Consider the following 23,963-nt stretch of genomic DNA (forward strand, 5'->3'; position numbering starts at 1 on the left):
ACCGCCCGCGACCTGGCGCTGCCCGTGCCCCTCTACAACATGGAAGCCTACTACCGCACCGTCCGCTCCAAGTGGTTCGGGACGGGGGATCTCAGCGAGGCCAGCGCGCCGGCACCCTGATGCCGGCAGCGGCACGAGCTTCGCCGATGGTCCGGGCATCCGGCACGAGTTCCGGCCGATCGTCTGTTCCTCATTGGAAGGAATGGATTCGACGCGGTCGGAACAGGGTATGAAACGAAGCGACATGGCGCTTCCGTCTGCTGCAGTGCCAGGGGGAAACGCCATGGGCGCGGCGGTTGTTCTGGGCTGCGGGGCAGGTGTCCCTGACCCATATGAAACGGAAAAGGAGCACTGCCATGAGCGACAGTTACATGCGTGAACAGGCCGAGGCCCTGGCGCAGCACCTGAAGCTGACAGACGGCAAGTCCGGCTATGTGGAAGCCACCGCCGATGGCTTCGTCGTCTATCTGCGCCGCAAGTTCACCGGCAAGCAGTTCCCTACTTGGGACGGCCTGCCGGTCGAGTGGAACGAGAATGTCGGCACCCACAAGGCCGCCAACCGCTGAAGGTCAGGCGGCGGATTTCTCCACCACGTAATCCGCCAGGGCCATGGAGGCGGTCAGCCCCGGGCTCTCGATCCCGAAGAGGTTGATCATTCCCTGCTGGCCATGCTCGGCTGGGCCCTGCACCACGAAGTCCTGCGCCGCCTGCCCAGGGCCCACGATCTTGGGCCGGATGCCGGAATAGCCCGGGATCAGCGCACCATCCGGCAGGCCGGGCCAATAGCGGCGGATGGCGGCATAGAAGCTCTCGCCCCGCGCCGGGTTCACCTCGTATTCGATGCGGTCCACCCATTCGACATCCGGGCCGAATTTGGCCTGGCCGCCGAGGTCCAGCGTCAGATGCGTCCCCAGCCCACCCGGCACCGGCACCGGATAGATCAGCCGGGTGAAGGGGGAGCGGCCGGCCAGGGTGAAGTAATTGCCCTTGGCATAGAAGGTGGGCGGCACCATCGCGGCGGGCATGCCTTCCAGCTTGGCGGCCAGGGCCGGGGCATGCAGCCCGGCAGCGTTCACGAGAAGGGAGCAGCGCAGCTCCATCGGTTCCTCGCCGCCCACCGAAAGCTCGGCGCCGCCTTCCGGCAGCAGGCGGCCGGAGAGTACGGGCGCATGGAAGGCGAGGGCGGCGCCGGCATTCTCGGCATCGCCCTGGAGCGCCAGCATATAGGAATGGCTGTCGACGATGCCGGTGGAGGGCGAGACCAGCGCCGCCGTGCAGGACACCGCTGGCTCCATCTCCCGCGCTTCCCCGGCGCTGATCATCCGCAGGTCCGGCACGCCATTGGCGGCGGCGCGCGCCTGGATGGAGGCGAGCTGCCCGGCCTCGGCCTCGGTGGTGGCGACGATCAGCTTGCCGCAATTGCGGTGCGGCACGCCGCGCTCGGCGCAATAGGCATAGAGCATCTGCTTCCCGGCCACGCAGAAGCGGGCCATCAGGCTATCCTTGGGGTAATAGATGCCGGCGTGGATCACCTCGCTGTTGCGGGAGGAGGTCTCGGTGCCGATCCCCTCGGCGGCCTCCAGCACCAGCACCTCGCGCCCGGCCAGGGCCAGGGCGCGCGCCACCGCCAGCCCCACCACCCCGGCGCCTACCACCACGCAGTCGATTTGTTCCATTGTCAGCAGCTCCTCGGCCGGGAGTCTGCGGCGGCGGAAGCGTGGCATCAACCCCGGGCGCTATCAGCCCTTGACGGTTGCGCTCCGCCGCTCCACGCAACGCCGCATGGCACCGCCCCCTCTGCTTCTGCTGCAAGATATCCGGCTGATGTTCGGCACCACCCCTTTGCTGGGTGGTGCGACGCTTTCCGTCTCGCCCGGGGAAAGGCTGGCGTTGATCGGCCGCAACGGCTCCGGCAAGTCCACCCTGCTGAAGATCGCGGCGGGGGAGGCCCAGGCCGATAGCGGCACGCGCTTCCTGCAGCCCGGCGCCACCGTGCGCTACCTGCCGCAGGAGCCGGACCTTTCCTCCTATGCCAATGTCATGGCCTATGTGGAAACCGGCCTGACGGCGGGGGACGACCCCTACCGCGCGCAGTATCTGCTGGAACAGCTCGGCCTGACCGGCGAGGAGAAGCCCGCGAACCTCTCGGGCGGCGAGGCCCGCCGCGCGGCCTTAGCCCGCGCCCTGGCACCCAGCCCCGACATCCTGCTGCTGGACGAGCCGACCAACCACCTCGACCTGCCCGCCATCGAATGGCTGGAGCAGGAGATCGCCTCCATGCGCTCCGCCCTGGTGCTGATCAGCCATGACCGCCGCTTCCTGGAGAAGCTGACGCGCGAGATGGTCTGGCTGGACCGTGGCGTGACCCGCCGGTTGGCGCGCGGCTTCGCGCATTTCGAGGCCTGGCGCGACGAGGTGCTGGAGCAGGAGGAGCAGGAGGCGCACAAGCTCGACCGCCAGATCGTGCGGGAAGAGCACTGGATGCGCTACGGCGTCACCGCCCGGCGCAAGCGCAATGTCCGCCGCGTGGCGGAACTGGCCGGGCTGCGGCAGCAGCGGCGGGAGCGCAAGGCGGCCCAGGGCGGCGTGCGCATGGCCGCCGCCGAGAGCGAGGCTTCCGGCACCCTGGTCATTTCCGCCGAGAATATCCGCAAGGCCTATGGCGACCGGGTGGTGGTGGATGATTTCTCCACCCGCATCATCCGTGGCGACCGCGTTGGCATCGTCGGGCCGAATGGCGCCGGCAAGACCACGCTGCTGTCCATGCTGACCGGCACCCTGGCGCCGGATTCCGGCGAGGTGAAGCTCGGCACCAACCTGGAGATGGTGACGCTGGACCAGCGCCGCGCCGCGCTCGACCCCAATACCACCGTGGCCCAGAGCCTGACCGATGGGCGCGGCGACCAGGTCTGGGTGAATGGCCAGCCGCGCCATGTCATCGGCTACATGAAGGACTTCCTGTTCGGGCCGGAGCAGGCGCGCACGCCGGTCTCGGCGCTGTCGGGTGGGGAGCGGGGGCGGCTGCTGCTGGCACGCGCCTTCGCCACGCCCTCCAACCTGCTGGTGCTGGATGAGCCGACCAACGACCTGGACCTCGAGACGCTGGACCTGTTGCAGGAACAGATCGCCGAATATTCCGGCACGGTGATCGTGGTCAGCCATGACCGTGACTTCCTGGACCGCGTCGCTACCGACGTGATCGCCTGGGAAGGCGAGGGGCAGTGGCAGGATTACCCCGGCGGCTATTCCGACATGGTGGCGCAGCGCGGCCATGGCGTGCGGGCGCGGGAGGATGCGGCGCGCAAGAGCACCCCGGCCCCCGCCGCCGCGAAGCCTGCCGCAGCCGCCGCGCCCGCGCGCAAGAAACTGAGCTTCAAGGACCAGCACGAGCTGGACACGCTGCCGGCGAAGATGCGCAAGCTGGAGGCCGAGGCGGCGAAGCTGAAGGAGATCCTGGCCGATCCCGGCCTTTATGCCCGGGACCGCGCCCGCTTCGACAAGGCCACCGAACTGCTCGCCCGCAGCGAGGCGCAGCTCGCCGAGGCCGAGGAACGCTGGCTGGAACTGGAAATGCTGCGCGAAGAAGCGGAGGGCTGAGCATGACCAAGGAAGAACTGACCGCCTGGGCGCTGGCCAATGGCTGGCAGATGATCGGCGGGCATCCCAGCCTGACCAAGCCTTCCGCGCCCAAGGAAGCCATCGTGCGCCTGGTGCTGAAGGCGACGGTGGCCAATCTGGAAGTGAAGAAGCCGGCCGGGAAGTGGGAGAAGGTGGGCGGCGAGGCCTATCCCAAGATCACGCCGGATGAGCAGGACGGGCCGCCGCATGGCCTCGGCTTCGCGCAGGTGCCTTCCATCTCCATGCTGATGCAGGAGAACCGGGACCGGCAGGTCTTCGCGAAGTTCGGGGGCTGAGGGGCTTTCGCGGCCACTTGCATGACGGAGGCGCCTGCCTTCTGCTGCGGGCATGGAAACGTCACTGAGAATCGCCATCGCCGGCCTGGGCGCCGTGGGCCTGAAACTGGCCCAGGCGCTGGATGCCGGCATCCCTGGCTGCACCCTGGCCGCTGTCTCCGCCCGCGATACCGCCGCCGCCGCCCAGCGGCTGGCCGGCCTGCGCCGCCCCGTGCCGGTGGTGGGCATCGATGCGCTGGAGCCGCTCGCCGATGTGGTGATGGAATGCGCCCCCGCCGCGCTGCTGCCGCAGATCGTCGAGCCCTTCCTGCGCGCCGGCAAGGCCGCCGTGGTGCTCAGCGCCGGCGCCCTGCTGGGGCGGGAGCATCTGGTGGAACTGGCGCGCGCCCATGGCGGCCGCATCATCGTGCCGACCGGCGCGCTGCTGGGCCTGGATGCCGTGCTGGCCGCCGCCGAGGGCGAGATCCGCAGCGTGCGCATGGTGACGCGCAAGCCGGTGCGCGGGCTGGTGGGCGCGCCCTACCTGGCCGAGAACAACATCGCCATCGAGGATATCCGTGAGCCGCTGCGGATCTTCCAGGGCACGGCGCGGCAGGCGGCGGCGGGCTTCCCGGCCAATCTGAACGTGGCGGTGGCGCTGTCCCTGGCCGGCATCGGGCCGGACCGTACGCAGCTGGAGATCTGGGCCGACCCGGCGCTGGAGCGGAATACCCACCGCATCGAGGTGGATGCCGATTCCGCCAGCTTCTCCATGACCATCGAGAATATTCCGAGCGAGAACCCGAAGACCGGGCGCATCACCGCGCTCTCCGTCATCGCCTGCCTGCGCAAGATGGGCGCGCCGTTGCGGGTCGGCACCTGACTTGACCGGCGGCGCCGGCGGGCGGAAACCCTGGGGCATCGTTTCCTGGAAAGGTTGCCCCGATGCCCGATACCGCCGCCGCTCCCAGCCTGCGCGCCGCGCTTTCCGCCCTCGATAACGGCGGCGCCGCGCAGGAAGCGGCGGCGCTGCTGGCCAGCCCCGGCTTCGCTGCCGCCCGTGAGGCCATCGTGGCCGACCACGACCGCATCGTCGCCGACATCATCCGCTTGACCGAGATCGCCTCGCCGCCCTTCGGCGAGGCACCCCGCGCGGCGGCCTTCGCCGAGGCGCTGCGCGAGCATGGCCTGAAGGACGTGGCGATCGACGCCGAGGGCAATGTCACCGGCCTGCGCCCGGGCAGTGACCCGGATGCCGGGCTGATCGTGCTCTGCTCCCACCTCGACACCGTCTTTCCCGCCGGCACCGATGTGAAGGTGAAGCGGGAAGGCACCATCCTGCGCGCCCCCGGCGTCGGCGACGACACGCGCGGCCTGGCGGTGATGCTCGGCCTGCTGCGCGCCATGGATGCCGCCGGCATCCAGACCCGCGCCTCCATCCTGGCCATGGGCTCGGTGGGCGAGGAAGGGGCAGGGGACCTGCGCGGCGTGAAGGCCTTCTTCAAGAACGACCCGCGCCGCGATCAGGTCGCCGGCTTCATGGCGCTGGACGGGCTGGACCCCTCGCGGCTGGTGACGGCGGCGGTGGGCAGCAAGCGCTACCGCATCACCTTCCGTGGCCCCGGCGGGCATTCCTTCGGCGCCTTCGGGCTGGTGAACCCGGCCTTCGCCCTGGCGCGGGCGGCCGATGCGCTTTCCCGCATCCGGGTGCCGGCCAAGCCCAAGACCACCTTCTCCATCGGGCGGATCGGCGGCGGTTCCTCCATCAACGCCATTCCGGAGGAGATGTGGATGGAGGTGGACCTGCGCTCCGCCAGCCCCGAGGCGCTGGCGGCGCTGGAAAACCGCTTCCTGGCCATCCTGCCCCAGGCGGCCGAGGACGAGAACGCCGCCCGCGACACCAGCGCCGGCAAGGTGCGCGTCGAGGTGAAGGTGATCGGCGACCGCCCGGCCGGCGTCACCGACAGCAACAGCCGCGTGGTAAAGCTGGCCCAGGCCGTGATGACCGGCCAGGGCCATGAGTTCCACGCCGAGGCCTCCTCCACCGACAGCAACATCGCCATGAGCCTGGGCCTGCCGGCGATCACGGTCGGCTCCGGCTGCGCCGGCGGCCGCGCCCATTCGCTGGAGGAGTGGATCGACGTGGAGCCCAAGGCCAGCGCGCATGGCATTGCCACCGCGCTGGGCACGCTGCTGGCCCTGGCCGGGACCGACGCCTCAGCCGACTGAGGCTGGCGCGGGGTAGGAGATCGAGAGGATCTCGATCTCCTCCACCCCGCCCGGCAGGCGCAGCTTCACCGCATCGCCCACCTTGGCGCGCAGCAGGGCCCGCGCCACCGGCGAGACCCAGGAGATGAGGCCGCGCTCCGTATCGGCCTCATCGACGCCGACGATGGTGACGGTGACCTCCGAATCGTCTTCCCGCACATAGGTGACGGTGGCGCCGAAGAAGACCTGGTCCTTCCGGGGCTGCGCTGACGGGTCCACCACCTGGCAATTGTCCAGCCGCTTGCGCAGGAAGCGCACCCGGCGGTCGATCTCCCGCAGCCGGCGCTTGCCGTACTGGTAGTCCGCGTTCTCGCTGCGGTCGCCCAGGCTCGCGGCCCAGGAGACGATCTCCACGACCTTCGGCCGCTCTCCATGCCAGAGCTGACGCAATTCCTCCTCCAGGGCTGCGTGCCCTGCGGGGGTCATATAGAAGGGCGTCCCTGGCGGCATGCCACGGGGTGCTTCGTCCTCATCGTCATCCTGGTCGGCGATGGTCATTTTTCGTAAATCCGGCATGTGACTCGATGCCCCGCTCGTTTGCATGAGAGTAACTTTCTCTCGCGTGGAATGCATGAACGCGGCTAAGCTTTACCTATGGAGAAAAACTCCGCGAGAATGCCTGCAGCCCTGGCTGCCCCGGCCATGGGGCAGGGGAGACAGGTATCCTCTGAGTGCTCCTTCCTTCTTCCGGTGCTCACTGCGGATGGCACCCCTGACTTTGTATCGTGGTATGGCGGAACATAGGATAGCGTACCTGTTGATCTGGGTGTTCCTGCATCGCCTCCGCCCAGGCTGTGCCGCATGAGGGGCGGTTCGATCTTCTCCCTGTCCTGGCACCACCTGCGGCGCTCCGCGCCACTGGTGCTGTTGCTGCTGGCCCTGCTGCTGCTGACGCGGCAGATGGTGCAGACCGAGGCCGGCGAGGCCAGGGTGCTGCGCCTGGAAAACGGGTTGCAGGCGCAGCAGGATCTGTTGAGCCTGCTGCGCCAGCCTCCGGCGCCTGAGCGCGGGGAGAATGGTACCGCCGCCGGCGCCAACCTCTCCACCCTCCGCCTGCTGGCGGAGGCGGAGCCGGCCATCCGCCCGCAGCACCGTATCCTGGCCGCTGCCCTGGGCCTGCCCCAGAACACGCCCAGCATGGATGCGGCGTTGCTGACGCTGCCGCCGCCCCGCGCGGCCGAGGCCGCCCTGCTCAGCCTGCAGGACATGAGCCTGAGCCTGCGGCGGGAGATCAGTTCCGAGCGCCTGCGGCTGCGCGAGAACTGGCGGAGGAATACCCTGGCCGCGCTGCTCTGCGTCGTGGCGGGGGCCGGGATGCTGCTCTGGCGGCTGCGGCGCGTGCGGCGGCAGGACGACCGCCACGCCCGCCGCGCCGCCCTGGCCTCCGCGCAGGTGTCAGCCTTCTACAAGGCCGCCCCGGTGGGCATGGCGCTGCTGGACGAGCAGTTCCACATCATCGAGGCCAATGACAGCTTCATCGGGCTGGTGGGGCAGGTGAGCCCCGACCCCTCCGGCCTGCCTTTCATGGAGGCGATGCCGGACCTCGCGCCGGTACTGCTGCCGCTGCTGCAACAGTCGCAGCGCAGTGGCGAGCCACTGCAGGGCCGTGACCTTGTGGTCGATACCCGCCGGGGCGGGCTGCCCCTGCAATATGCCGTCGCCGCCGAATTGGTGTGCCCGCCGGAGGGACCGACCCTGCTGTCCCTCGTCATCATGGACGTGACCGCCCGTGCCGCCGCCGAGGCCTGGCGCGGCGAGGTGATGGCCGAGCTGAACCACCGGGTGAAGAACACCCTGGCCACCGTGCAATCCCTGGCGGCGCAGACCTTGCGCGGCGCCGAGCACGACCCCAGCCGCTTCGCCGCCGACTTCAGCGCCCGGCTGGGCGCGCTGTCCCGCTCCCATGAAGTGATCGCCGCCAGCGGCTGGAGCGGCATCACGGTGGAGCAGACCGTGCATGCCGCGCTCTCCCCCTGGCTGGCTTCCGGCCGGGTGGCGGTGGTGGGGCCGGCGGGGCTGCCGCTGCGGGCCGCGCAGGCGCAGGCCATGGTGATCGCCCTGGCCGAACTGGCCGGGAACGCGGTGCGCTATGGTGCCCTGTCCGGCAACAACGGCCGGGTGTCGGTGGGCTGGGACACGCTGCCGGATGGGCGGGTGCGTCTGGTCTGGCAGGAACGCGGCGGCCCCGGCTTGCCGGCTCGTCCGCCGCGCCGCGGCTTCGGCCTGCGGTTCCTGGAGCGTGGCCTGCCGCATGACCTGGGCCCCAGTTCCTCCGCCGTCCTGCGCTTCGATGGCCAGGGGCTGAACTACGAGGTCTGCTTCCTGCCGCATGGCGTCAGCCTGAGCGGAGGCAAGGCCACCGCCGCCGCCTGAGCCAAAAGGCTCCGGCACAAAAAAACGGGGGCGGTTTCCCGCCCCCGTCGATCCTTTCCCGTAGAAGGAAAGTGGTCAGTCGACCACTTCGGGCTCCTTCTCGCTCTCCCCATCGCCATCGGGCTTGGGCAGGGCGGCAAGGGCGGCTTCCTGGAACTCGAAGGTCAGCTCGCCATCCTTGATGCCGACCTTGACCGAACCGCCCTTCGACAGCCTGCCGAAGAGCAGTTCCTCGGCCAGCGGCTTCTTGACGTATTCCTGGATGACCCGCGCCAGCGGCCGCGCGCCGTAGAGCGGGTCGTAGCCCTTCTCGGCCAGCCATTCCTTGGCCGCCGAGGACAGCTCGATGGTGACGTTGCGATCCGCGAGCTGGGCTTCCAGCTGCATCACGAACTTCTCCACCACATTGCCCACGATCTCCGCCGACAGCGCCGCGAAGGGCACCACGGCGTCGAGGCGGTTGCGGAATTCCGGCGTGAACAGCCGCTTCACCGCTTCCTCATCCTCGCCCTTGCGGACCTGGTTGCCGAAGCCGATGCCAGGCTTGGCCATGTCGGAGGCCCCCGCATTGGTGGTCATGATCAGGATCACGTTGCGGAAGTCGACGGTCTTGCCGTTGTGGTCCGTCAGCTTCCCGTGGTCCATCACCTGCAGCAGGATGTTGTAGAGTTCCTGATGCGCCTTCTCGATCTCATCGAGCAGCAGCACCGCATGCGGATGCTGGTCGATGCTGTCGGTCAGCAACCCACCCTGGTCGAAGCCCACATAGCCCGGCGGCGCGCCGATCAGGCGGGAGATGCTGTGCCGCTCCATGTACTCGGACATGTCGAAGCGGATCAGCTCGATCCCCAGCGTCTTGGCGAGCTGGCGGGCCACCTCCGTCTTGCCGACGCCGGTGGGGCCGCTGAACAGGTAGTTGCCGATCGGCTTCTCCGGGTCCCGCAGGCCGGCACGCGCCAGCTTGATGGCCGCCGACAGCGCCTCGATCGCCTTGTCCTGCCCGAAGACCATGGACTTCAGGTCGCGCTCCAGGGTGCGGAGCGTCTCCTTGTCGTCGGACGAGACGGACTTGGGTGGGATGCGGGCGATCTTCGCCACGATCTCTTCCACGTCCTTCAGCGTCACGGTCTTGCGGCGCTTGTTCTCCGGCAGCAGCATCCGGGAAGCACCGACCTCGTCGATCACGTCGATCGCCTTGTCCGGCAGCTTCCGGTCATGGATGTACTTGGAGGACAGCTCCACCGCCGCCCGGATGGCCTCGGGCGTGTACTTGACCTTGTGGTGCTTCTCGTAATTGGTCTTGAGGCCGGTCAGGATCTTCACCGCATCCTCGACCGACGGCTCGTTGACGTCGATCTTCTGGAAGCGGCGGACCAGGGCGCGGTCCTTCTCGAAGTGCTGGCGGTATTCCTTATAGGTGGTGGAACCGACGCAGCGCAGCGTGCCCTGGGCCAGGGCCGGCTTCAGCAGGTTCGAGGCATCCATCGCGCCACCGGACGTCGCACCCGCACCGATCACGGTGTGGATCTCGTCGATGAACAGGATGGAGCCGGGCTGCTGCTCCAGCTCGTTGACCACGGCCTTCAGCCGCTCCTCGAAGTCGCCGCGATAGCGGGTGCCGGCCAGCAGGGCGCCCATGTCCAGCGCGAAGATGGTGGACTTCAGCAGCACCTCGGGCACGTCGCCCTCGATGATCCGCTTGGCCAGCCCTTCGGCGATGGCGGTCTTGCCCACGCCAGGATCACCCACATAGAGCGGGTTGTTCTTGGTGCGGCGGCACAGGATCTGGATCGTGCGCTCGATCTCGCTGTCGCGGCCGATGAGCGGGTCGATCTTTCCCTGCTGCGCCTTCTTGTTCAGGTTGACGCAGTAGTTGGACAATGCGTCCTGACCACGGCGCCCCTGAGGCTTTTCCTCCTTCTCCACGCCCGGCTCCTCCGGAGGGGTGTTCGGCGCCGAGCCGGTGACGGGGCGGTTGGTGGAACGCCCCGGCGCCTTCGCGATGCCATGGCTGATGAAGTTGACGGCATCCAGCCGCGTCATGTCCTGCAGCTGCAGGAAATAGACAGCATGGCTCTCGCGCTCGCTGAACAGGGCGACGAGGACATTGGCCCCCGACACCTCGTCACGGCCCGAGGACTGCACATGGATGGCGGCCCGTTGAACCACGCGCTGGAAGCCGGCTGTCGGCTTCGGGTCGCCCGTGCGTTCGGTGACGAGGCCGGCCAGGTCCTTGTCCAGGAACTCGGCCAGATCGCGCTTCAGCTTGTCCTGGTCGACGCCGCAGGCGCGCAGCACGGTGGCGGCGTCGGTGTCGTCCACAAGGGCGAGGAGAAGGTGTTCGAGCGTGGCGTATTCGTGCCGGCGGTCGTTGGCGAGGGCCAGCGCACGATGGAGCGTCTGCTCAAGGTTGCGGGACAGCATGTTGACGCTCCCCTTCTAGGATACGGCGCCGGCGACCTCGCCGCCGGGACCGCATGTGTCAGGAACTAAGATACCCGGAAGATAACTCTGATGTGGTTCCGCAATCTTACTTTCACGACCCCAAAGTCAGATTTCCAGGGGATAAGTTTCGATCGGTTACAAACCGGGAACTCTTACCCGGCTTATTCCTTCTCGATAGTGCATTGGAGCGGGTGCTGGTTCTGGCGCGCCAGATCCATCACCTGCGTAACCTTGGTTTCGGCGACCTCATAGGTGAAGACGCCGCAGACACCGACGCCGCGCCGGTGGACATGCAGCATGATGCGCGTGGCTTCTTCCCGGTTCTTCTGGAAGAAGCGCTCCAGCACATGCACGACGAATTCCATCGGCGTGTAGTCGTCGTTCAGCATCAGCACCTTGTACATGGCGGGCTTGCGCGTCTTGGGACGCGCCTTGACCACCACGCCGGTATTGGTGCCTTCGCCATTGCCACCGCCGGGCGGGGCATCGACGCCATTGCCCCCGCCGGGCGAGTCCGGGTCCGGGCCGGCCAGGGCCGGTCCCTTATGATATGGGTTTCGCTCCGGTCCGCTCCGATACCGGACCTGGCGCTTGTCCTGATCGGTCATCCTGCTTCCGCCAGCCTGCCGGTTACGCGCTTCGCCAAAATCAGCCGTCTTTCCATCCCGAGGGTGGCGCCGGGGGGCGGCCCTCCACAACACGATAACGAAGGCAACCGGGCCAGGTGAAGGGCAGAGCGCTCTCAAAGGCCAAGAAAAACAGATTTCTCATCGGCACCGACGACTTAGTGAAGATGGGAAGGGGGCTGGAAAGAAAAAAGCCCGGCCTCGCGCATGGCGGGGCCGGGCTTTCTGGATAGCCAAGGGGACCGGAGAACTCCGGCCGCCGCCTCAGATGCGCGGGGCAGCCTTGGTCATCTTCTCCAGCGCCATCGTCCAGCGGGCGGCCAGCGGGGCGGCGGACTGCTCGGCCAGCTTGAAGGCGGCCTCGTTCAGGCGGGCGGTCTCGCTGACGGACTTCTCCACGGCGGTGCGCAGGAAGGTGGTGTTCAGCTCGGCCGCCTCGCGGAGCGACTTGACGGAGGTCAGGGCGCGGGCGTTCTCGACAGCCTGCTCACCCATGCCCTGGTACAGGGCAAAGGCCTGGCGGCTGAGGTCCTGCAGGCCGGCCATATAGGTCTGGGTCGCCTTGGTAAAGGCTTCAACATTGCCGCGGCCGAACTCGATCGCGTCTTCCGTGCCCTTGGTGAAGTTCTCGGAAGCCTGGGTCATCTGGTCCATAGGGGGGGTCGTCTCCAAAGCCGTGTGGGTCTGTGCCGGGCTGGTTTCGAGCACTTTCTCAACCTGCGCCGCATTCTCCTCGGCTACCTTGCGTGCCACCTGCCCGATGAGTTTCGTGGCACCTGCCTTGGCGCCGCCCGTCAGCTTGGTCACATTCGTCGTGCCTGCCATGTGGGTCTTGTCCTCATCTGAAGAATGGCCGCTGCCGGAGGATGCCGAAGAAATCCCGCCGACAGGCTCTCAATCACGCCACCGCGAGCGCTATGTTGCGTCGCAGCGAAGTGGCTTATGAAGACGGACGTTACGCAAGTCTAGCTAAATTTTGCAGTGCAACATAACCTCTTCGCGAGGTTCTGAAACTTCCGTGAAAATCGCATCGCAATGAGGTTCAAGGCTGCTGCCTAACCTATTGCTCGTCCAACCTGTTCCCGTTCAGTTCAGGGTGACAGGATCATCCACCCATCGTTATGGTTGCGCCCTGTTCCACTGGGGGGTGGGACGTTGGATTCGTTGGGGGAACCGGGTTCTATGAATCTCGTTGGGGCCATGGGGAAGGTCGCGCGCGGCTTGGCGCGCGGCCGGCTGGCCGGCATTGCCGGTGCGGCGCTGCTGCTGGGGGTGCTGCCCAGCGCGGCCTCTGCGCAGATCGGCAGCGCAAGATATTCGGCGGTGGTGATGGAGCCGCGCACCGGCAACCTGCTGATCGCCGACAATCCGGACGAGCTTCGCCACCCGGCCTCGCTCACCAAGATGATGACGCTGTACATGCTCTTCGACGCGATCCGCGCCGGGCATATCAGCCTCGACACGCCGCTGGTCATGAGCCCCACGGCCGCCAGCAAGCCGCCTTCCAAGCTGGGCATCCCGGTGGGCCGCGCCATCACGGTGGAGCAGGCGATCTACGCGCTGGTCACCAAATCGGCCAATGACGTCGCCTCCCTGCTGGGCGAGACGCTGGGCGGCGGGGACGAATTCCGCTTCGCCCAGATGATGACGCTGCGGGCCCGCGCCATCGGCATGAGCCGCACCACCTTCCGCAACGCTTCCGGCCTGCCGGATGTGGAGCAGGTGAGCACGGCACGCGACATGGCCACGCTGGGCCGCCGGCTGCAGCAGGATTTCCCCGAGCGCTACCATTATTTCGGCACCCGGGAAGTACGCGTCGGCTCCATCAGCCTGCGCAGCCACAACCGCATGCTGGACAGCTATGAAGGCGCCGATGGCCTGAAGACGGGCTATGTCGATGCCTCCGGCTTCAACATCGTCACCAGCGCCCGGCGCGAGAACGTGCGGCTGATCGTCTCCGTCTTCGGCGGCAGTTCCTGGACTGAGCGGGACCGCCAGGCCGCCTCGCTGCTGGACCGGGGCTTCAGCCAGATGGGTGTCGATGGCACCGGTCGGGTGCTGATGGCCAGCAACAATGGCCGCGCGGCCGTGGCCGCCGCCGCCGTGGCGGCCGGCACCACCGCCGCTGTCGCGAGCCGCCGCAACCGCGGGGTCTCGCTGATGGCGCGGGCCGAGGCGGCGCCGGTGACCCTGCGCGGCGGCCGCGCGCGGCTGGTTTCCGCCACCGTGGCCGCGCCGGCGCGTGCCGCCGTGCCTCCGGCGCGGGTGGGGGCCGTGCGCCCCGCCGCCGCACGGCCGCAGCCGGCCCGTGGACGCACCACCATTGCCGCCGCGCCGGCCCGCCGGGCCCGCCCGGTGGTGGAGCAGGGCGATGGCGGTCCGGTCCGCGCCGCCGCGCCCCGCGTGCTGCGGACGGCCCCCCGTGCCGCCCCGCCCAGAAAGCCGGGTCAGCGCTGACTACCGGACTACCGGCGGGGCAGGGGCTCAAGCCCCCGCTCCGCCGCTGAGGAAGGCGTCACACTTTCTCAACACTTTCTCACCCTGGCCGCGCCGGGGGTCATGCGCCCGTTACATCGGGTCACCATCTTTCCCGCAGGCAGCTTCCGGCTGCCGCATAGGACGGGAAAGACCTCATGAAACGCAGTCTCGCTTTCGGCTTCCTGGGTGTGGCGCTGGCCGCCACCGCCCTGCCGGCGCTGGCGCAGCGCGGCCCCGGCTCTCTCCCGGCACGCATCTTTGATCAGGCCGATGCCAATCGCGACGGCCGGGTGACCGAGCCAGAGGCGATGGATTTCCTTGCCGCCCGCTTCACGGAAGCCGATACGAACCGTGATGGCGGGATGACGCCCGAGGAGCTCAGCAGCTTCGTGCGCTCCCAGATCGCCACCTATCGCCCTGGCCCGGAGGGGCAGCAGCGGCGGCAGCCGCCGCCGGAAGCGCAGCGCCGGATGATGGAGCGGCAGGCGCGCTTCTTCCGCATGGCGGATGCCAACCGTGATGGCCGCATCACGATGGATGAGCTGCGCCCCATGGCCGCCGCGCTGTTCCGCGGCGCCGATGCCAACGGCGATAATGTGCTGGAGAAGAATGAACTGCCTGGCCAGCGCGGCCCGCGCAGCCAGCAGCGAGGGCCGGCGCGGGGGGAGACCCGCCCGCTCTGAACGGATTGTCCCGGAAGTGCGGCCTCCCGGGCGAACCGAACACGCGGCAAGGCGCCGGTGCGGGCCGGGATACTATATGCCGGGATACTATATAAGGATGTTTGGAAAGTCCCCGATGGTGGGCGCGACAGGGATTGAACCTGTGACCCTTCGCGTGTGAAGCGAATGCTCTACCGCTGAGCTACGCGCCCATCGGGGACGGCGCGGGAAATACGGCGTAGGCAGAGACCTGTCAAGCGGCCCTCACGCTTGTTTCGATTGCGTGTTCTTTTGTAATCCGAGGCCACCCCTATATGCCCCGTATGCACCGCGCCATCGCCTTGCTCGCCATCCCGCTGGCCGCCCTCGCAACCCCTGCCGTGGCCGAGCCCTTGCGGGCCGTCTACAGCGTGCGGGGCGGAGGCGTGCAGATCATGCAGGTGGAGGCGGTCTTCGATTTCGACACGCCCGGCCGCTACGCCATCCGCGCCGACTGGCGCAGCACGGGCGTGGCGCGGATCTTCGGCAGCGCCCGCTTCAGCGCATTGTCGGAAGGGCGCCTGGCGAGCGGTGAGGCCCGCCCCGGTCGCTATGTGCTGGATGGCGCCTGGCGGGGCGAGCCGCGCCGGGTGGTGCTGGATTACCCTGGCGGCCAGCCGGTGGCGCGCCAGCGCCTGCCGGCGGAGGACCCGGAGCGCGAGGCGGTGCCGTTGGAGATGACGCGCGACACCATCGACCAGCTTTCCGCCACGGCGCAGCTGATCCGCCTGGTGGCCGAGACCGGGCGCTGCGATGGCCGCGCCTCGGTCTATGACGGCGCGCGGCGGGTGGAGATGCAGACGCGCACCGCCGGCCGCGACCGCCTCTTTCCATGGAGCACGGCCTGGCATGGGGAGGCGACGCGCTGCGCCTTCACAGGCCGGCAGATCGCCGGCTTCCGGCGCAGCGACAATGGGGAGCGGGCGCGGGAGCCGCAGGAGGGCACCGCCTGGCTGGCGCCGCCCCGCCCGGGGGATGTCCCAATCCCGGTGCGGCTGGAGATCCCCAGCCGCTGGCTCGGGGCTCTCTCGATTTACCTGATGGAAGTGGGGCCAGCGGCGGCGGCCAGCAGCGCCGGCAGTTCGGACGGGCGGGCCGCGACCGGGGCGCCATCGGCGGCGGCCAGAGGCCCATAGCCCCAGGCGACAAAAACCGGCGCCACGCCGGCGCCGCGCGCGGCGGCGATGTCATTATGATGGTCGCCGATCATCACGGCGCAGGTAGGGTCGCCACCGGCGGCCTGGAGCGTCGCCAGCAGATGGGCGGGGTCGGGTTTGCGCACCGGGAAGCTGTCGCCGCCGCCCACTGCCGCAAAGAAGCGGGACAGGTCCAGCGCCTCCAGCACCACATGCGCCGCCGCCACCGGCTTGTTGGTGCAGACGGCCATGCGCCAGCCGGCGGCCTTCAAGGCCTCCAGCACCGCCGGGATGCCTTCGAAGGGACGGGTATGCTGGGCGGCTGTGGCTTCGTAATCCAGAAGGAAGCCCGGCAGGGCGGCGGGGTCGGGCTCGCGGCCACGGGCGCCGAAGGCGCGGGCCAGCAGCGTCGGCACCCCGTCGCCGATGAAACCCACGACTTCTTGCAGGGTGAAGGGGGGCTCGCCATGGGCCGCCATCAGGCGGTTCAGGGCGGCATGGATATCGGGCACGCTGTCCACCAGCGTGCCGTCGAGGTCGAATACGGCGGTCGGTTGCATGACATGGACATGCCATGTTTCGCCCGGCAACGCGAAGTGACGCCGATGTGCCAGACGAGGGCCTTGCCGTAAGCCCAAGCTATGGGCAGATGGACGGCATGCAAGCCGCCGCCATTCTCCTCGCTGCAGGTCTCGGCACCCGCATGCGATCCAAGCAGCCCAAGGCCACGCATGCGCTGGCGGGCCGCCCCATGCTCAACCACCTGATCGCGGCCTGCGAGGGCGTGTTCGACCGGATCGTCGTGGTGGTCGGGCCCGACATGCCGACGCTGGAGCGTGCCGCCGCGCCGCATCCCACCGTGGTGCAGGCCGAGCGCCTCGGCACCGGCCATGCCGCGCTTCAGGCGGCGCCGCTGCTGGAAGGCTTCGAGGGCGACGTGGCGGTGCTCTATGCTGACAACCCGCTGATCACGCAGGACACGCTGAAGCGCCTGCGTGCCGTGCGGGAGGAAGCCGGGCTGGCCTTGCTGGCCCTGCGCCCCGCCGGGGAGAACCGCTATGGCCGCGTGGTGCAGGATGCCGCCGGCGATGTGACGCGCGTCGTCGAATATGCCGATGCCACGGAGGCCGAGCGCGGCATCACCCTGTGCAATGCCGGCGTGCTCTGCGCCCCGGCGGGCGACCTGTTCCGCTGGCTGCGCGGCGTGCGCAATGACAATCGCGCCGGCGAATACTACCTGCCCGACATCGTGCCCCTGGCGGTGAATGACGGCATCCGCGTCCGCGCGGTGGAGGCGCCGGAGGCCGAGCTGCGCGGCATCAACAGCCGCGCCGAGCTGGCCGAGGCCGAGGCCGAGGTGCAGGCTCGCCTGCGCCTGGCCGCCATGATGGGCGGCGCGACCCTGACCCTGCCGGAGAGCGTCGTCTTCAGCCACGACACCGTGCTGGGCCAGGACGTGACGGTGGAGCCGCATGTGGTCTTCGGCCCCGGCGTGCGGGTGGAGGATGGCGCCACCATCCGCGCCTTCAGCCACCTGGAGGGCTGCGTGGTGCGCGCGGGCGCGATCGTCGGCCCCTATGCGCGGCTGCGGCCGGGCAGCGACATCGGCCCCGCCGCGCATGTCGGCAATTTCGTCGAGCTCAAGAACACGGTGCTGGGGGCAGGGGCCAAGGCCAACCACCTCAGCTACCTGGGTGATGCGGATATCGGCGCGAAATCCAACATCGGCGCCGGCACCATCACCTGCAACTACGATGGCTTCGTGAAGTCCCGCACCCGGATCGGGGAGGGGGTTTTCATCGGCTCGGACAGCGTGCTGGTGGCGCCGGTCACGGTGGGCGATGGCGCCTTCACCGCCGCTGGTTCCGTCATCACGGCGGATGTGACGCCGGATGCCATGGCCTTTGGCCGGGCAAGGCAGTCGGAAAAACCCGGCGCGGCGGCGGCTTTCCGCGCGCAACGGCAGGCAGGGAAGAAAAACTGATGTGCGGCATCGTCGGTGTTGTGGGGCGTGAGGATGCCGCCCCGCGTCTGCTGGAAGGCCTGCGGCGGCTGGAATACCGGGGCTATGACAGCGCCGGCATCGCCACGCTGGTGAATGGCCATATCGAGCGCCGCCGCGCAGAGGGCAAGCTGGTGAACCTCGCCGGCGTGCTGGAGCGCAGCCCGCTGCCCGGCACCACCGGCATCGGCCATACCCGCTGGGCCACCCATGGCGCGCCGACCGAGCGCAACGCGCACCCGCACGGCACCACCCGTGTCTCCGTCGTGCATAACGGCATCATCGAGAACCATGCCGAGCTGCGCGCCGAGCTTGAGGCCGAGGGCGTGGTCTTCGAGACCGAGACGGATACCGAGACCGTCGCCAAGCTGATGGACCACCATCTGGCCACCGGCGCCTCGCCGGAGGATGCGACCTCGGCCACGCTGAAGCGGCTGAACGGCGCCTTCGGCCTCGCGATGATCTTCGCCGGCCATGGCAGCAAGATGATCGCCGCCCGCCGCGGCAGCCCGCTCGCCGTGGGTTATGGCGAGGAGGAGATGTTCGTCGGCTCCGACGCCCTGGCGCTCTCCCCGCTGACGCGGCGCATCGCCTATATGGAAGAAGGCGACTGGGCCGTCGTCACCGCCGGCGGCGCCGATTTCTTCGATGCCGAGGACCGGCCGGTGCAGCGGCAGATCAAGCTGACCGCCTTTTCCGGCGCCGCCGTGGGCAAGGGCAACTACCGGCACTTCATGGAAAAGGAACTCCATGAGCACCCGGTCGTGCTGGGCGACACGCTGCGTCAGTATATCGACCCCGCCAGCCGCGCCGCCGCCTTGCCGGCGCTGCCTTTCGACCCGGCCACCGTGCCGCGCCTGACGCTCTCCGCCTGCGGCTCCGCCTATCTGGCGGCGCAGGTCGGGCGCTACTGGCTGGAGCAGGTGGCGCGTATCCCGGTGGATTCCGACATCGCCAGCGAGCTGCGCTACCGCGACCCGGTGCTGCCGGAAGGTGGCGCCGCGATCCTGGTCAGCCAGTCCGGCGAGACGGCGGATACGCTGGCGGCGCTGCGCCTGCTGCGGCAGCTCAAGCAATCCGTGCTCTCCATCGTCAATGTGGACGAGAGCAGCATGGCGCGCGAAAGCGACGGCGCCGTGCTGACGGTGGCGGGGCCGGAGATCGGCGTGGCCTCCACCAAGGCCTTCACGGCGCAGTTGGCGGTGCTGGCCTGCCTGGCGCTGGGCTTCGGCCGCGCCCGTGGCGTGCTCTCGGCCGAGGACGAGGCGCGCCTGACCGCCGCCCTGCTGGAAGTGCCCGGCCATGCCGCGACGCTGCTGGAGAGCAATGACGAGATCATGGACCTGGCGAAGGAAGTGGTCGCCGCGCGGGACGTGCTCTTCCTGGGCCGTGGCAGCCTGTACCCGATCGCGCTGGAAGGCGCGCTGAAGCTGAAGGAACTGAGCTACATCCATGCCGAGGGCTATGCCGCCGGCGAGATGAAGCACGGCCCCATCGCGCTGATCGACCCAGCGGTGCCGGTGATCGCCCTCTGCCCCTCCGGCCCGCTGTTTGAGAAGACAGCTTCCAACCTGCAGGAAGCGGCGGCGCGCGGCGGCCGCATCATGGCCTTCACCGATGCCGAGGGCGCGCCGGCCCTGCGCCGCTTCGCCGAGCGCGTGGTGGTGCTGCCGACGGTGGACCCCTTCGTGGCGCCCATCCTGCATGCCATTCCGGTGCAGCTGCTGGCCTATCATGTCGCGGTCATGAAGGGCACGGACGTGGACCAGCCCCGCAATCTCGCCAAGGCTGTCACCGTCGAATAAGCGGCAACCGGCCGGGCCGGCTCTTTGTTCTAGAGCCGGCCCGATCCCGTTCCGTGCATGCCACCCATGGCCGAGGCTCAAGCGCCCCGGCCTTGGCGAAGAGCGGCTCGCCGGCCTATTGCTGCATTGCAGCATAAGCGTTTGTCGGAGCCGCATCATGAGCTGGACCCGTCCTGCCCGGACCGAATTTCTGGCCCGCCGTTATCTGGCCAGCCGTGGCAGTGCACCCATGGTCCGTAACCCGCTGGATGCCGCTTTGCCTCGCCTGCGGCAGGAGGCCGCCGTCACGGTGCGGCTGGCACGGATCGACCTGATGCTGGCGCTGGGCCTGACCTTATCGGGCATGGTGGTGGCACTGGCGGTGTTTCTGGCGCCGCTGCATGGCGGCATGTTGCTGGTGCTGGTGCAGTTGCACATCGCCCTGGCCGCCGGGGTGGCGGTGGCGATCTGGGCGGCCGTGGTGCTGGAGAAGTCAGGGCCGCGCCTGGTGGCGGCACAGCGTATTACCCGCGCCCTGCATGCGGGTGCTCTGCCCGAGGCTCTGGAACTGGCACTCAAGGCCCTGCCGCCGCCGGCAGTCGCGAGCCGCTAAAGAGCTGCGATCTTTAGCTTTTCCTGCCGGCCTGCGCCCATGATTGACGGCACGGAGGATGTGGGGGCTGTCAGCTCGGCGCCTGCAGCCGAAGCCTGAGCGGAAGATGCCGCGCGGCCGGAGAAGACCGCGCGGCGCCGCCTGCTAGAGCCGGCCCATCAGGACCAGGATCAGCAGGATGATCAGAATCAGCCCCAGGCCGCCGGAAGGACCGTAGCCCCAGCCGGAGCTGTAGCCCCAGCGCGGCAGAGCGCCGATCAACAGCAGGATCACGATGATCAGAAGAATGAGACCCATGACGTCCCTCTTGTGCTTGTAAGCCACCGGGTGGTGGCTTGACCCCGGCTGTGCCGGATGTGCGGGCTGAACGCCGGATGAGCGCGGAATGTTTCAGGCTCCTCGGCCGGAATCCGGTCCACCGAGGCTGACAGCGCGTCTCCCTCAGCCTAACCTCCCGTTCAGACGCGACCTGGCCGAACGCCGCTGGCCGCGCCGTTGGGAAAGGGAAATGCCATGCTCGATGCTCTCTCCAAGCTGCCGCTGAAGGACCCGGACCTGCTGCGCCAGGCCAACTTCATCGATGGCGCCTGGGTAAAGGCCGATTCCGGCAAGGTGCTGGAAGTGCGCAACCCCGCCACCGGGGAGCTGGTCGGCACCGTGCCCGCCATGGGCCAGGCCGAGACGCGCCGCGCCATCGAGGCCGCCAATGCCGCCTGGCCCGCCTGGCGGGCCATGCTGGCCAGCGAGCGCGCGGCCATCCTGAAGAAGATCGCGGCGGCCATGCTGGCCAATGCCGACGACCTCGCCGCCATCATGACGGCGGAGCAGGGCAAGCCACTCGCGGAATCGAAGGGCGAGGTGGCCTATGCCGCCAGCTTCATCGAATGGTTCGCCGAGGAAGCCCGCCGCGTGAATGGCGAGACCATTCCGCAGAATGCCAAGGGCCGCCGCATCCTGGTGACCAAGGAGCCGGTGGGCGTCTTCGCCGCCATCACCCCCTGGAACTTCCCGGCCGCCATGATCACCCGCAAGGCCGGCCCCGGCTGGGCGGCGGGCTGCACCGGCGTCATCCGCCCGGCCAGCCAGACGCCCTTCTCGGCCCTGGCCATCGCCGTGCTGGCGGAGCGGGCGGGGATGCCCAAGGGCGTCTGCAACGTCATCACCGGCCCGTCCTCCGCCACCGGCAAGGAACTGACGGCCAACCCGCTGGTGCGGAAGCTCTCCTTTACCGGCTCCACCGAGGTGGGCCGGGTGCTGCTGGCGCAGTGTGCCGAGACCATCAAGAAGACCTCGATGGAACTGGGCGGCAACGCGCCCTTCATTGTCTTCGATGACGCCGACCTCGACGAAGCGGTGAAGGGCGCCATCGCGTCCAAGTACCGCAACACCGGACAGACCTGCGTCTGCGCCAACCGCCTGCTGGTGCAGGAAGGGGTCTATGACGCCTTTTCCGCCAAGCTGAAGGCGGCGGTCGAAGCGCTGAAGGTCGGCAACGGCATGGAGGAGGGCGTCACCCAGGGCCCGCTGATCAATGCCGATGCGGTGAAGAAGGTGCAGGAGCATATCAACGACGCGCTCTCCAGGGGCGCCAAGGTCGTGACCGGCGGCAAGCCGCACGAGAAGGGCGGCAACTTCTTCCAGCCCACCGTGCTGGCCGAGGTGCCGCATGACGCGCTGATCTTCCGCGAGGAGACCTTCGGCCCCGTCGCCCCCCTGTTCCGCTTCAAGGATGAGGCCGAGGCGATCAAGCTGGCCAATGACACCGAGTTCGGTTTGGCCGCTTATTTCTATTCGCGCGATGTCGGCCGCATCTTCCGCGTCGCCGAGGCGCTGGAATACGGCATCATCGGCATCAACGAGGGCATCATCTCCACCGCCGAGGCGCCGTTCGGCGGCTTCAAGCAGTCCGGCCTGGGCCGCGAGGGCAGCAGCCACGGCATCGAGGAATACCTGGAAACCAAGTACCTGGCGCTCGGCGGCATCGGCGCCTGAACGCGGGTCAGACCCGCGCTGACTTGACGGCACGGCGGCGGAGGGCATCTCTGCCGCCGTGACCATTTTCCGGGAGCCGCCGCATGTCCGCCTATGACTTCGACCTTTTCGTCATCGGTGGCGGCTCGGCCGGCGTGCGTTGTGCCCGCATCGCGGCGACGCATGGCGCCCGCGTGGCGGTGGCGGAGGAGCGCTTCTGGGGCGGCACCTGCGTCAATGTCGGCTGCGTGCCCAAGAAGATCATGGTGAACGCCGCCGAATACGGGCAATGGGCGGAGGAAGGGAAGGCCTTCGGCTGGCTGGACATGCAGGCCGGGGCGCATGACTGGCAGACCCTGAAGCAGGCGCGGGACGCCGAGGTGCACCGCCTTTCCGCCATCTATGGCCGCCTGCTGGCCAATGCCGGCGTCACGCCCTTCGAATGCCGCGCCAGCTTCATCGATGCCCATACGCTGGATGTCGGCGGCCGGCATGTGACGGCGGAGCGCATCGTCATCGCCGTCGGCGGCCATGCGCTGAAGCCGGAGATCCCCGGCGCCGAACTGGGCATGATCTCCGACGATCTCTTCACGCTGGAAGAGATGCCGAAGCGCGTGGCGGTGGTGGGCGGCGGCTATATCGCGCTGGAATTCGCCTCGCTGCTGCGCGGGCTGGGGGCGGAGGTGGACCTGCTCTACCGCCAGCCGCTGCCGCTGCGCGGCTTCGACCAGGATATGCGGGAGGCGATGCGGGACGCGCTGGATGACCGCGGCATCACCCAGCATATCGGCCATGAGGTCTCGAAGCTGGAGAAGCAGGAAGGCGGCATCTGCGTCACCACCACCGCCGGCCATCATGTCACGGTGGATGCGGTGATGTTCGCCACCGGCCGCCAGCCCAATACCCGCGGCCTGAATCTGGAAGCGGTGGATATCGTGACCGGCCGCTTCGGCGCCATTCCGGTGGACAGCAACCAGACCACGCGGCAGCCGCATATCTTCGCGCTGGGCGACGTGACGGACCAGATGAACCTGACCCCGGTGGCGACGGCCCAGGGCCATGCGCTGGCCGATACGCTGTTCGGCAACCGCCCGCGCACCGCCAGCCTGAAGAACGTGCCCACCGCCGTATTCACCATCCCCCCCGCCGCCACGGTCGGCCTGACGGAGGATGAGGCGGCGGCGCAGGGCCCGGTCGATATCTACCTGACGCGCTTCACGCCGATGCGCCACACCATCAGCAAGCGCCCGCGCAAGACGCTGATGAAGCTGGTGGTGGACCGCGCCACGCAGAAGGTGGTGGGCGCCCATATGCTGGGCGACGACGCGGCGGAGATGATGCAGGGCATCGCCATCGCCATTGTCTCCGGCGCCACCAAGCAGGATTTCGACGCCACCATCGGCATCCACCCCACGGCGGCCGAGGAATTCGTCACCCTGCGCAGCATGGCGCGGCAGGTGGGCTGAGGCAGCCCGCCATGGGACCGCTGCTGCGGCTGACGATCATGATGTCGCGGCTGGTGCGCAATCCGCCCGGCCGCCGCAAGGCCACCGTCATGCTGGTGGCGCTGGCGCTGGCCATCGGGCTGGTGGTGGTGGAGAAGATGGGCGCCTGGCCCGAATCCTGGAAGGTGGACCGGGCGCCTGTGATGCGGATGCGCTAGAGCATTCTAC

Annotated in this window: 22 protein-coding genes and 1 tRNA gene; 15 read left to right on the forward strand and 8 right to left on the reverse strand. The window is 68.7% G+C overall.

Features of this window, described 5'->3' with window-relative positions; genetic code table 11:
• Positions 1-356 precede the first annotated feature (356 nt).
• Positions 357-566, forward strand: a complete 210-nt coding sequence (locus tag EBE87_RS23540) for a hypothetical protein (RefSeq protein WP_120639780.1) — start codon at positions 357-359, stop codon at positions 564-566.
• 3 nt (positions 567-569) lie between these two features.
• Here EBE87_RS23540 and EBE87_RS23545 read toward each other — a convergent pair whose 3' ends face one another.
• The gene (locus tag EBE87_RS23545) at positions 570-1,676 is read right to left on the reverse strand and encodes an NAD(P)/FAD-dependent oxidoreductase (protein WP_120639781.1); all 1,107 of its coding nucleotides are present in this window, start codon (positions 1,674-1,676) and stop codon (positions 570-572) included.
• Between the two features lie 106 nt (positions 1,677-1,782).
• Between EBE87_RS23545 and EBE87_RS23550 the strand changes: the two genes are divergently transcribed.
• The 4 genes from EBE87_RS23550 to EBE87_RS23565 all read left to right on the forward strand — a co-directional run bounded on the left by EBE87_RS23550 (position 1,783) and on the right by EBE87_RS23565 (position 6,122).
• Entirely contained in the window at positions 1,783-3,597 is a 1,815-nt protein-coding gene (locus tag EBE87_RS23550) for an ATP-binding cassette domain-containing protein (protein WP_120639782.1), read from the forward strand.
• A 2-nt stretch (positions 3,598-3,599) separates the two neighbouring features.
• The gene (locus tag EBE87_RS23555; RefSeq protein WP_120639783.1) at positions 3,600-3,914 is read left to right on the forward strand and encodes a hypothetical protein; all 315 of its coding nucleotides are present in this window, start codon (positions 3,600-3,602) and stop codon (positions 3,912-3,914) included.
• 52 nt (positions 3,915-3,966) lie between these two features.
• Entirely contained in the window at positions 3,967-4,776 is an 810-nt protein-coding gene (locus tag EBE87_RS23560; protein ID WP_120639784.1) for an aspartate dehydrogenase, read from the forward strand.
• A 62-nt stretch (positions 4,777-4,838) separates the two neighbouring features.
• Positions 4,839-6,122, forward strand: coding sequence for a M20/M25/M40 family metallo-hydrolase (locus tag EBE87_RS23565; RefSeq protein ID WP_120639785.1), 1,284 nt, complete (start codon positions 4,839-4,841; stop codon positions 6,120-6,122).
• Here EBE87_RS23565 and greB read toward each other — a convergent pair.
• The gene (gene greB, locus EBE87_RS23570) at positions 6,111-6,659 is read right to left on the reverse strand and encodes a transcription elongation factor GreB (RefSeq protein ID WP_120639786.1); all 549 of its coding nucleotides are present in this window, start codon (positions 6,657-6,659) and stop codon (positions 6,111-6,113) included. The genes EBE87_RS23565 and greB overlap by 12 nt on opposite strands.
• A gap of 303 nt (positions 6,660-6,962) precedes the next feature.
• On the opposite strand from greB, the gene EBE87_RS23575 reads away from it, so the two are divergent.
• Positions 6,963-8,534, forward strand: coding sequence for a sensor histidine kinase (locus EBE87_RS23575; protein ID WP_120639787.1), 1,572 nt, complete (start codon positions 6,963-6,965; stop codon positions 8,532-8,534).
• 75 nt (positions 8,535-8,609) lie between these two features.
• Here the strand turns inward: EBE87_RS23575 and clpA are convergent, their stop codons facing one another.
• From clpA to EBE87_RS23590, 3 genes are all read right to left on the reverse strand, one after another.
• A complete protein-coding gene (clpA, locus tag EBE87_RS23580) occupies positions 8,610-10,958 on the reverse strand; it encodes an ATP-dependent Clp protease ATP-binding subunit ClpA (protein WP_120639788.1) in 2,349 nt (782 codons plus the stop codon).
• Positions 10,959-11,140: 182 nt separating this feature from the next.
• Complete coding sequence (gene clpS, locus EBE87_RS23585) at positions 11,141-11,587, reverse strand: ATP-dependent Clp protease adapter ClpS (RefSeq protein WP_120639789.1); 447 nt, start codon at positions 11,585-11,587, stop codon at positions 11,141-11,143.
• Between the two features lie 282 nt (positions 11,588-11,869).
• Complete coding sequence (locus EBE87_RS23590; RefSeq protein ID WP_120639790.1) at positions 11,870-12,430, reverse strand: phasin family protein; 561 nt, start codon at positions 12,428-12,430, stop codon at positions 11,870-11,872.
• A gap of 357 nt (positions 12,431-12,787) precedes the next feature.
• On the opposite strand from EBE87_RS23590, the gene EBE87_RS23595 reads away from it, so the two are divergent.
• Both EBE87_RS23595 and EBE87_RS23600 read left to right on the forward strand, forming a co-directional pair.
• Positions 12,788-14,062, forward strand: coding sequence for a D-alanyl-D-alanine carboxypeptidase family protein (locus tag EBE87_RS23595; protein ID WP_122140194.1), 1,275 nt, complete (start codon positions 12,788-12,790; stop codon positions 14,060-14,062).
• Between the two features lie 176 nt (positions 14,063-14,238).
• Positions 14,239-14,766: an EF-hand domain-containing protein gene (locus tag EBE87_RS23600; protein ID WP_120639315.1), complete on the forward strand. Its 528-nt coding sequence runs from the start codon at positions 14,239-14,241 to the stop codon at positions 14,764-14,766.
• Between the two features lie 116 nt (positions 14,767-14,882).
• Here the strand turns inward: EBE87_RS23600 and EBE87_RS23605 are convergent.
• Positions 14,883-14,957, reverse strand: a tRNA-Val gene (locus EBE87_RS23605).
• Between the two features lie 102 nt (positions 14,958-15,059).
• On the opposite strand from EBE87_RS23605, the gene EBE87_RS23610 reads away from it, so the two are divergent.
• Positions 15,060-15,920 carry a DUF3108 domain-containing protein gene (locus EBE87_RS23610; protein ID WP_120639314.1) on the forward strand — a complete coding sequence of 287 codons (861 nt, stop codon included), beginning with the start codon at positions 15,060-15,062 and terminating at the stop codon, positions 15,918-15,920.
• On the opposite strand, the gene gph is transcribed toward EBE87_RS23610, so the two are convergent.
• Positions 15,818-16,480, reverse strand: coding sequence for a phosphoglycolate phosphatase (gene gph, locus EBE87_RS23615; protein WP_120639313.1), 663 nt, complete (start codon positions 16,478-16,480; stop codon positions 15,818-15,820). The two genes, EBE87_RS23610 and gph, sit on opposite strands and share 103 nt — an antisense overlap.
• A gap of 89 nt (positions 16,481-16,569) precedes the next feature.
• On the opposite strand from gph, the gene glmU reads away from it, so the two are divergent.
• From glmU to EBE87_RS23630, 3 genes are all read left to right on the forward strand, one after another.
• Positions 16,570-17,904, forward strand: coding sequence for a bifunctional UDP-N-acetylglucosamine diphosphorylase/glucosamine-1-phosphate N-acetyltransferase GlmU (gene glmU, locus EBE87_RS23620; protein ID WP_120639312.1), 1,335 nt, complete (start codon positions 16,570-16,572; stop codon positions 17,902-17,904).
• Entirely contained in the window at positions 17,904-19,727 is a 1,824-nt protein-coding gene (gene glmS / locus EBE87_RS23625) for a glutamine--fructose-6-phosphate transaminase (isomerizing) (RefSeq protein WP_120639311.1), read from the forward strand. The genes glmU and glmS overlap by 1 nt, the downstream gene beginning before the upstream one ends.
• A gap of 157 nt (positions 19,728-19,884) precedes the next feature.
• On the forward strand, positions 19,885-20,319 hold the full coding sequence (locus EBE87_RS23630; protein ID WP_120639310.1) for a hypothetical protein: 435 nt from the start codon (positions 19,885-19,887) through the stop codon (positions 20,317-20,319).
• A gap of 144 nt (positions 20,320-20,463) precedes the next feature.
• Here EBE87_RS23630 and EBE87_RS23635 read toward each other — a convergent pair whose 3' ends face one another.
• A complete protein-coding gene (locus EBE87_RS23635) occupies positions 20,464-20,616 on the reverse strand; it encodes a DUF3309 family protein (RefSeq protein WP_120639309.1) in 153 nt (50 codons plus the stop codon).
• A gap of 216 nt (positions 20,617-20,832) precedes the next feature.
• Here EBE87_RS23635 and EBE87_RS23640 point away from each other — a divergent pair, with 216 nt between their 5' ends.
• The 3 genes from EBE87_RS23640 to EBE87_RS23650 all read left to right on the forward strand — a co-directional run bounded on the left by EBE87_RS23640 (position 20,833) and on the right by EBE87_RS23650 (position 23,953).
• The gene (locus tag EBE87_RS23640; RefSeq protein WP_120639308.1) at positions 20,833-22,311 is read left to right on the forward strand and encodes an NAD-dependent succinate-semialdehyde dehydrogenase; all 1,479 of its coding nucleotides are present in this window, start codon (positions 20,833-20,835) and stop codon (positions 22,309-22,311) included.
• Between the two features lie 83 nt (positions 22,312-22,394).
• Entirely contained in the window at positions 22,395-23,756 is a 1,362-nt protein-coding gene (gene gorA, locus EBE87_RS23645) for a glutathione-disulfide reductase (RefSeq protein ID WP_120639307.1), read from the forward strand.
• 11 nt (positions 23,757-23,767) lie between these two features.
• Entirely contained in the window at positions 23,768-23,953 is a 186-nt protein-coding gene (locus tag EBE87_RS23650; RefSeq protein ID WP_120639306.1) for a phage tail protein, read from the forward strand.
• Positions 23,954-23,963: the final 10 nt, after the last annotated feature.

The sequence above is a fragment of the Teichococcus wenyumeiae genome (assembly GCF_003696345.1).
Classification (GTDB): Bacteria; Pseudomonadota; Alphaproteobacteria; order Acetobacterales; family Acetobacteraceae; genus Pseudoroseomonas; species Pseudoroseomonas wenyumeiae.

What these genes read in the sequence shown, in the direction of transcription:
- EBE87_RS23565 (WP_120639785.1), top strand. Translation starts at nt 4,839, where the DNA reads ATGCCCGATACCGCCGCCGCTCCCAGCCTGCGCGCCGCGCTTTCCGCC.
- EBE87_RS23630 (WP_120639310.1), top strand. Translation starts at nt 19,885, where the DNA reads ATGAGCTGGACCCGTCCTGCCCGGACCGAATTTCTGGCCCGCCGTTAT.
- EBE87_RS23550 (WP_120639782.1), top strand. Translation starts at nt 1,783, where the DNA reads ATGGCACCGCCCCCTCTGCTTCTGCTGCAAGATATCCGGCTGATGTTC.
- EBE87_RS23555 (WP_120639783.1), top strand. Translation starts at nt 3,600, where the DNA reads ATGACCAAGGAAGAACTGACCGCCTGGGCGCTGGCCAATGGCTGGCAG.
- EBE87_RS23600 (WP_120639315.1), top strand. Translation starts at nt 14,239, where the DNA reads ATGAAACGCAGTCTCGCTTTCGGCTTCCTGGGTGTGGCGCTGGCCGCC.
- EBE87_RS23575 (WP_120639787.1), top strand. Translation starts at nt 6,963, where the DNA reads ATGAGGGGCGGTTCGATCTTCTCCCTGTCCTGGCACCACCTGCGGCGC.
- EBE87_RS23635 (WP_120639309.1), bottom strand. Translation starts at nt 20,616, where the DNA reads ATGGGTCTCATTCTTCTGATCATCGTGATCCTGCTGTTGATCGGCGCT.
- EBE87_RS23590 (WP_120639790.1), bottom strand. Translation starts at nt 12,430, where the DNA reads ATGGCAGGCACGACGAATGTGACCAAGCTGACGGGCGGCGCCAAGGCA.
- clpA (WP_120639788.1), bottom strand. Translation starts at nt 10,958, where the DNA reads ATGCTGTCCCGCAACCTTGAGCAGACGCTCCATCGTGCGCTGGCCCTC.
- EBE87_RS23650 (WP_120639306.1), top strand. Translation starts at nt 23,768, where the DNA reads ATGGGACCGCTGCTGCGGCTGACGATCATGATGTCGCGGCTGGTGCGC.
- EBE87_RS23640 (WP_120639308.1), top strand. Translation starts at nt 20,833, where the DNA reads ATGCTCGATGCTCTCTCCAAGCTGCCGCTGAAGGACCCGGACCTGCTG.
- gph (WP_120639313.1), bottom strand. Translation starts at nt 16,480, where the DNA reads ATGCAACCGACCGCCGTATTCGACCTCGACGGCACGCTGGTGGACAGC.
- EBE87_RS23540 (WP_120639780.1), top strand. Translation starts at nt 357, where the DNA reads ATGAGCGACAGTTACATGCGTGAACAGGCCGAGGCCCTGGCGCAGCAC.
- EBE87_RS23560 (WP_120639784.1), top strand. Translation starts at nt 3,967, where the DNA reads ATGGAAACGTCACTGAGAATCGCCATCGCCGGCCTGGGCGCCGTGGGC.
- EBE87_RS23595 (WP_122140194.1), top strand. Translation starts at nt 12,788, where the DNA reads ATGAATCTCGTTGGGGCCATGGGGAAGGTCGCGCGCGGCTTGGCGCGC.
- EBE87_RS23610 (WP_120639314.1), top strand. Translation starts at nt 15,060, where the DNA reads ATGCCCCGTATGCACCGCGCCATCGCCTTGCTCGCCATCCCGCTGGCC.
- EBE87_RS23545 (WP_120639781.1), bottom strand. Translation starts at nt 1,676, where the DNA reads ATGGAACAAATCGACTGCGTGGTGGTAGGCGCCGGGGTGGTGGGGCTG.
- glmU (WP_120639312.1), top strand. Translation starts at nt 16,570, where the DNA reads ATGGACGGCATGCAAGCCGCCGCCATTCTCCTCGCTGCAGGTCTCGGC.
- clpS (WP_120639789.1), bottom strand. Translation starts at nt 11,587, where the DNA reads ATGACCGATCAGGACAAGCGCCAGGTCCGGTATCGGAGCGGACCGGAG.
- gorA (WP_120639307.1), top strand. Translation starts at nt 22,395, where the DNA reads ATGTCCGCCTATGACTTCGACCTTTTCGTCATCGGTGGCGGCTCGGCC.
- glmS (WP_120639311.1), top strand. Translation starts at nt 17,904, where the DNA reads ATGTGCGGCATCGTCGGTGTTGTGGGGCGTGAGGATGCCGCCCCGCGT.
- greB (WP_120639786.1), bottom strand. Translation starts at nt 6,659, where the DNA reads ATGACCATCGCCGACCAGGATGACGATGAGGACGAAGCACCCCGTGGC.